The sequence below is a fragment of the Nitrospinota bacterium genome (assembly GCA_009873635.1).
In the GTDB taxonomy this organism is placed as follows: domain Bacteria; phylum Nitrospinota; class Nitrospinia; order Nitrospinales; family VA-1; genus LS-NOB.
The window spans coordinates 9131-14038 of the sequence record WAHY01000019.1; the positions used below are offsets into that span (position 1 = coordinate 9131).

Consider the following 4908-nt stretch of genomic DNA (forward strand, 5'->3'; position numbering starts at 1 on the left):
AGGCCAATAATCAGTATTCCCCAGTTTGCTGTCACGGCACTCATGGTGGCAATCAACGCCACAGTCATACCGATCATTCCAAACAGGTTGCCCCGTCTCGCGGTTTCCTGATTACTCAAACCACCTAATGCCAGAATAAATAAAATTGTTGCCCCTACATAAGAGGCGGTTACGATTCCTTCACTCATCTTTTCGCCTCCTATTTACGAAACATTTCGAGCATGCGTCTTGTTACCGCAAACCCGCCGGTTATATTAATGGCAGTAATCAGCACTGCGAATCCAGCAACCCAGGAGATCATCGATTCCCCGGAACTGATTTGCAATAAAGCACCAATGATGATGATACTGCTGATGGCGTTGGTCACACTCATCAGCGGCGTATGCAAAGCCGCGGTAACATTCCAAATAACCATGTAACCGACAAAACACGCCAATACAAAAACCGTAAAGTGTGCCATGAATGATGCTGGAGCAACAGCTCCCAACCCAAGCAGAATTAATGCTCCCCCAATAAAAGTGACCAATGGTCCCATAGCCGAGGGTTTTTCTTCCTCTTCCGGCTTCTTCACTTCTACCTTTTTTTCTTCAGGTTTGGCCGGCGCGGCCGAAAGTTTCGGAGCTGGTGGAGGATAGGTGATTTCTCCATCCCTGGTCACTGTTGCACCACGAACCACTTCGTCTTCAAAATCGACAGTGGCATTACCGTCTTTTTCCTTACACATGTCCGTTAACAGGTGGCGCAGATTCGTTCCATATAACTGGCTGGCCTGTGCCGCCATGCGACTGGGCAGGTCCGTGTATCCGATGATGGTGACACCATGTTTCTTGACCACTTTTCCGGCTTCAGTCAACTTACAGTTACCACCCTGCTCAGCGGCAAGATCAACGACAACACTGCCATCTTTCAAAGCGACAACATGTTCTTCTAAAATTAATTCCGGTGCAGGTTTGCCAGGAATCAACGCGGTAGTGATGATGATGTCCACTTCCTTGGCCTGCTCTGCGAAAAGAGCCATTTCCGCTGCGATGAATTCTTCACTCATTACCTTGGCGTAACCACCGGTTCCTGAACCCTCTTCTTCAAAGTCGAGTTCGAGAAATTCAGCGTCCATACTTTCGATCTGCTCTTTAACTTCAGGGCGTGTATCGAAAGCCCTTACAATGGCACCCATACCTTTTGCAGCACCAATTGCAGCCAAACCCGCGACACCCGCACCGATCACCATGACTTTAGCAGGGGGAACTTTACCTGCCGCGGTGATCTGCCCGGTGAAGAATCGGCCAAAATTCTGAGCGGCTTCTACAACTGCGCGATACCCGGCAATATTCGCCATCGAACTGAGCGCGTCCATTTTCTGGGCGCGTGATATTCGCGGCACCATGTCCATGGCCATGGCAGTGACTTTTTTCTCCGCTAATTTTTTGAGTAAATCCGGATTCTGCCCTGGCCAGAGGAACGCTATAAAAATCTGGTTTTCTTTCAGCAAATCCACTTCATCACTATTCAGGTCCGGGTTATGTTCAGGTCCTCTTACTTTTAAAATAATATCGCTCTCAGACCAGATCTCTTTGGCATTTTTGACTACGGTTGCACCCGCTTCCACGTATGAAGCATCCGAAAAATGGGCGGCTGAACCGGCACCTGCCTCGATCGCGACTTCAAAACCCAGTTTGATAAGCAGTTTTGCGACATCCGGGGTGGTCGCCACCCTCTTTTCGCCTTCATGCACTTCTTTTGGGATACCAATCTTCATCGCTCTTTTCTCTCATTCATGAATGATTTTGGAGGAATAATTAAGCGCATAAGACTAACACAAGAATCAATTTTTTTTATAAAAATCTCTAAAAAATAGTCCAAATATACGGTTTCTTAATTAATGAAGACGCTGCGAGCCGTCCCGGCCTCTCTCTATGAGCCTGAGGCAAGCTGGCGCTTCCCCTTTATCGCTGGGGGTTTAGGGGGTTTTTATATCTTACTGTGGTAAATGGATATGAATTTTTCAGCCGGGATTTCATCGGTTGGCAATCACAGGATAATACTCACTGGCCCTGCGACTAGCAGTCTTGATCGTCAAAGAGGTTGGAAGCGAGACTTTTTCGAGCCGTGCGTGCTTCTTGATCCGCGCGGGTTATACCGCCATCATAGTCATTGTAATCAACGTAGTGGAGAACCGGCTCCATTTCTGGATGGCGATTAAGGTACTGGCGCGCCATCATTTGCGCCGTACGCCGGTATTTTGGATGACCCGCTTTCTGTGTGCGAAGTTCAACAAGGTGGCCCAATTCCCTGAGGTTCATTCCGACATTCCAACGTATGTAATGATTGAACAAAGTGGCATATTGTGCTTCCTGCTCCATTCCAGCTTTTTTTAAATCGCGATGTAGAGACTCGGTACGCTCAAAACATTCCTGAACTTTTTCCCCCATACCAATCTCTTCAATTTCCTCAGGCACGGAATATCCCAGGTCGATCCCAAGATCCTGCCTTTGCTGGGTGAGCATGCGGTGACGCTGCAGGTCCCTGTATTCAGCAAAACCAGCAAGAATATCAAACTGAATGGGATAGCCATATTCCAATGCCCGGCCTGGTCGATCACGCTTGCTCTCGCGTGAACCAATGTAAGCATCAAAAATTTGTTTTCTACGTTCTTCAGGCAATGACTTTACAATTCCGCGAACCTGGCTTGATGAATGCCTGACATAAGGAAAAATCATATTAGAGATCAGGTTGACCCATTGATCTTCAGCAATATCTTCCAGCAACTCCACTTCGGCGGAATTTTCTATCTGGACCGACGCAAAAAGCTCCTGACATAATTTCCTCATTGCCTGGTGGTTGTTCGCTACATAATTGTTCCTCGCTGCCCGCTTGATGAAAGTGGGAATCTGTGTATTGAGGGCATTTCTAATCGACCCGGCAAGTTCGTGCGCTTCATCTAAATCTTGTGACAACAGCTTGGTGATCAGGCCGGAGAAAAACCTCCCATTGCCCACCAGCCCGACATTGGCCTGAGTGCAGGCAGGAAGGATACAACGAATCACATCACAAGCCGCGCTACGAATGGTAAAGTTATAAGCGATACGATGAGCCTTGATTTCATTCTCATTTTCAAGTGATTTTCGGCCCAGCTTTTGGATGCTTCCATCGCGCTCTACTTCAATTTTAAACTCGTCTTCTGTCAAACGTTTCCTGAACAAATCCTGCATGGGCTCCACCATTGCAGCATAGGTTTCAAAAAGAAAATCCATATTTGCTACAAACGCATTACCGAGTTCAGATTGCTTTATGTTATCCGGACACACATAGCGCCAGCGCCCGTTCTTTTTGACGTCATAGAGAACGTAACGGGTAGACTCTTCGATTGGTGAGCCTCCTATCCTGCAATCCTCAACGATTTTGGTCATCAAGTTTGAAATTTCTTCCATGCACAAAGGAGCAACAGCTAGCTCAGCGACAGATTCATCACCATACTTGTTAACAACCCTATCAACCATCTGAGAACCCTTGACATCATTTGGGGTTCCATCTGGATTTAAAAATTCCCGGACCACAGTTTCTTTTAACCCAGTTGGCGCGCGACTGTAACGTGCAAGCGCCCCACCTATAACCTCAGGGTTTAGGTTCTCCAAGGCGAACACATTGGCATCAACATCCGAAAGATAGGGTTTCAACAATTCCCGTTCTCGGTCGGTCAATTTATCGGATCTTTTTGGCTTGTCAGTCATAATCAGTTTTTGAATTCCAAATCTGGTGGAGCAGATTTGGCGCAGCGAAAACCGGTGTCGTTAAACTTGACTTCAGGTCTGCTCCATCTTCGAAACGCGCTTCTCAAGGTATCCGGGTAATTAACCCAGGAACCACCACGAACAGATTTAAATTCTCCTTCAACATAGCCCTTGGGGTTATTCTTCTTGCCATAAGTGTAGTAAGTGCGATTATACCAGTCGTCCACCCATTCCCAGACATTACCCGCCATATCATAAGCACCATACACAGACGCTCCGTTAGGATAACTGCCAACATTGGTCATTGTGTAAATACCTCTCCATTTTCGGTTGTATGTAGCCCTTCCTTTAGGAGATGCATTACCCCAGGGATATTTGCTCCCGCTGGGACCTCGAGCGGCTTTTTCCCATTCCGCCTCCGATGGCAACCGCTTGCCCCGCCATTTGCAATAAGCATCCGCATCATACCAGCTTACCTGCGTAACCGGTTGCCTGCGAATCGCCTTTGGAAAAGAAGCTCCATCCCATAAATTTCCTTCACGGCATGCATCCGTAGTGCAGGAGTCGTCCAAAGCCGGGGGATGACCTGTCGCTTTAACAAATTCAAGATATTGTTCGTTAGTCACTTCATAAATATCTATCCAATAATTATCCAGCGTCACCAGCTTGCCCGGGTATTCATCAGAGAACCACCAGAGTTTGCAGGATTTGTCATACTTCCGGCACATTTTAAAAGCCGCTTTATTTTCTTCAAAATTAGAACCCCGAAGAAACTTTCCATAGCGAATAAAAGCCATGTCTTTCACATCATCAGGGTCTGGACGGGCAGCAGAAATTTTAGTCTCACCGGGATCATCATGCTCAACTCCAGCATGCTTCGCCTGAACGGATGATACCCAAAAAAGAAAAAGGGACGAGCCAATTAAAAACCATTTAAGAAGTGCCACAGTCTTCTGCAATAGAACTGAAAAATACTTATTTATGCTCAAAGGGATAATCTCGGTCCGATGGACTATTGTTCAATACCTCCGGTCTCAGGCAGGTCACGCCTTCTAGAAAACCGGGCCATCTCTTTACCGTTAATATAGAACAAAGTCAGACCCAGAATCATGTTTACGGTATAGACCCAGGTCAAACGCGAATGGTATCGATCAAACTGGATTTGCAGTTTCTGATCAGC

General features: G+C 46.9%; 3 protein-coding genes and 1 pseudogene (1 of these 4 running past the window's edge). All 4 read right to left on the bottom strand.

Features of this window, described 5'->3' with window-relative positions:
* Positions 1-188, bottom strand: a pseudogene (gene pntB, locus F3741_10305) (Re/Si-specific NAD(P)(+) transhydrogenase subunit beta) (it extends 1297 nt beyond the left edge of the window).
* Positions 189-199: 11 nt separating this feature from the next.
* Positions 200-1756, bottom strand: coding sequence for a Re/Si-specific NAD(P)(+) transhydrogenase subunit alpha (locus tag F3741_10310; GenBank protein ID MZG31176.1), 1557 nt, complete (start codon positions 1754-1756; stop codon positions 200-202).
* Positions 1757-2057: 301 nt separating this feature from the next.
* On the bottom strand, positions 2058-3728 hold the full coding sequence (locus tag F3741_10315) for a hypothetical protein (protein MZG31177.1): 1671 nt from the start codon (positions 3726-3728) through the stop codon (positions 2058-2060).
* A gap of 2 nt (positions 3729-3730) precedes the next feature.
* Complete coding sequence (locus F3741_10320; protein ID MZG31178.1) at positions 3731-4525, bottom strand: formylglycine-generating enzyme family protein; 795 nt, start codon at positions 4523-4525, stop codon at positions 3731-3733.
* Between the last annotated feature and the right edge of the window lie 383 nt (positions 4526-4908).